The sequence below is a fragment of the Clavibacter lycopersici genome, assembly GCF_003576405.1.
Lineage (GTDB): Bacteria > Actinomycetota > Actinomycetes > Actinomycetales > Microbacteriaceae > Clavibacter > Clavibacter lycopersici.
Map to the genome: position 1 here is coordinate 1 of NZ_QWGT01000318.1, position 2,502 is coordinate 2,502.

Here is a 2,502-nt window from a genome sequence, read left to right on the forward strand (position 1 = left end):
TCCGTGCCGTCGTGGGGATCCGCGCCCGGCACCGGGCGGTCGTCGTCGCCGGGCGGCGGGGCGGACGCCGCGAGCTCCGCGCGGCGACGCCGGAGGTCACGCGAGACGTACACGAGGTTGGGGATCACCTGGCAGAGCGCGACCGCGATGGAGGATCCGATGACGGGCCCGGCCGCGCCGACCATGCCGATGAACCACCACGACAGCCCGAGGTTGAGCGGCACCATGACGAGCACCGGGACCACCTGGAACACGAGTCCGCGCTTGTCCGTCATGTACATCCCGGCCGGGTACTTGGCCGCCTGCAGGGCCACGAACACGACGAACGCGACGACGAGCGTCACCGGCAGGGTGATGGCGCCGCCCGAGACGAAGACCGCGATCCACGGGGAGGCGCCCGCGAGCGCCCCGCCGAGCAGCAGCCCGCCCAGCAGGAACCACAGCGTGGGCGCGGCCGGCGACTCGACGCGCGACGCCGACCGGGCGCTCGCGTAGATCGGCCAGAGCGCGAGGCCCGCCGCCGCGATCGTCTGCAGCACGATGCCGAACAGCTGCGACGCGAGGTTGTACTGCGCGAGCTCGTCGGGTCCGGCGAGGTGGCTGAGGAGGAGGCGGCCCGTCTGCATGGCGATGGGGAGCGCGACCATCTGCACGAGCATCGGCCAGGCGAGGCCGATCGCGGGGACGCCCGGGTAGCTGCGGATGCGCGGGATCGCGCGCACGGCCGCGCCGAGCTGGGGGCGGAGCGCGCGGGCGGCGACCACGAGGCAGATCACCGACACGAGCGCGTTGGCGCCGTACGACACGACCGCGAGGTACGTGCCCGCGGGGACCGCCAGCACGACGAAGGCGCCGATGACGAGGATCATCACGGGCGCGACGACCGCCTGGCTCGCGACCTGCACGTTCGTCATCTTGAGGCCGACGAGGATCCGCTGGCCCACCGTGAGCGGGATCACGAGCCCGAACACCGCGAGGCACAGGAACGCCGCGATCTCGCCGCCGCCCGACATGAGGCCCTCGCCGAGCAGAGCCGGCCACCAGCCGAGCAGCGTGATCGCGAGGGAGACGAGCGCGATGATGCCGCCCGAGACGAGCAGGATGCGGAACGCCGTGACGATGGCGCGCTTCACCTGGTCGTCGGTGCGCGGCGAGCTCGAGCCCGCCACCGCGTTGATCACGACGGCCGCGATGCCGAGGTCGGCGAAGGGCAGCAGCGTGGGGAAGGTGCTCAGCAGGCCGTACTGCGCGTAGGCGTCGGTGCCGAAGCTCTGGATGATCATGCGGCTCGTGAGGATCCCGAGGACGCCGGACAGCGCCATCACGCCGACCTTCACGGCGGCGGTGGATCCCACGGCGGAGGCGAGCGAGGATACGCGGCGGCCGGTGCCGCGCGCGGGGCTCACGCGGGCTCCGCGGCGCGTGGCGTGACGACGGGCTCGGAGCTCGCGAACAGCACGTCGTCCGCCGCGAGGCGTCCGTCGCGCGCGGGGAGCGCGGCGAGGACGTCGGCGGGGTCGACCGGCCGGTCGAGGGCCGCGCCGAGGACGGCCGTCAGCTCGTCGACGGAACCGGGGTGGGCGGTGACGCCGTGACCGCGTTCGCGCAGCCAGTCGGCGAGCCCGGTCTCGGTCGTCGTGACGATCGTGCAGCCGTGCGACAGCGCCTCGACGATGGGCAGGCCGACCTGCTCGCGCCAGGTCGGGCTGGGCTGGGAGGGGAGCGCGAGCACGGACGCGGCGTGCATCGCGTCGTGGATGCGGTCGCGGGCGGGGTCGATCTCCACCGTGATGCTCGGGTCGGCGGCCGCGGCATCGCGGACCTCCGCCTCCAGCGGGCCCTTGCCGAGGATCCGCAGCGTCGCGTCGGGGCGCGCGGCGCGCACGGCGGGCCAGGCGGCGAGGAGCACGCGGATCCCCTTGCGCTCGCTCAGCGCGCCGACGAAGAGGGCGCTCTGGGCGACCGGCTCGACCGGGCGCGCGTCGTGGCGGGCGGGCAGGGCGGGAACGAGCTCGGTGACCGCGCCCGGGCGGGCGCCGCCGAGGACGGACAGGTAGGTGTCACGCGCACCGTCGGTGCCGTAGACGATGCGGTCGACGCGGCGCATGACGGCGTGCGCGAGCCCGCGCTCGGCGGCGCGGCGCACGCGGCGGCGCAGCCGGCCGGATCCGGGCGCGGCGAAGGGGTCGGCGTTGCCGATGGCGTAGGTGACGACCTCGGCGCGCGCCCCACCGCGCAGCTCCCGCAGGCGGAGCGCGGCCAGAGCCACGGCCGTCGCGGGCAGGCTGGAGAGCATGAGCGGCTCGTTGACCTCGAGCGTCCGCACGTTCGAGCGGAGGATCACGAGGCCCGCCCGGAGGCGTCCGGCCCGGACCAGGTCCAGCCCCTCGGCCAGCCGGTCGTCGAAGTCGTAGCGCGTGACCCGGTACAGGATGCTCGCGGGCGCCAGCTCGTGGGCGCGCTCGAGGTGGGCGGTGCGGAGCGACTCGTACAGGCGCACCC

2 protein-coding genes are annotated in these 2,502 nt (G+C 74.9%); both read right to left on the reverse strand.

Annotated elements, in window-relative coordinates:
• The coding region (locus tag DZG00_RS14510) for an MATE family efflux transporter (RefSeq protein ID WP_233550155.1) at positions 1–1,406 on the reverse strand (1,406 nt) is incomplete at its 3' end.
• The coding region (locus DZG00_RS14515; RefSeq protein ID WP_311135921.1) for a glycosyltransferase family 4 protein at positions 1,403–2,502 on the reverse strand (1,100 nt) is incomplete at its 5' end. The genes DZG00_RS14510 and DZG00_RS14515, both read right to left, overlap by 4 nt.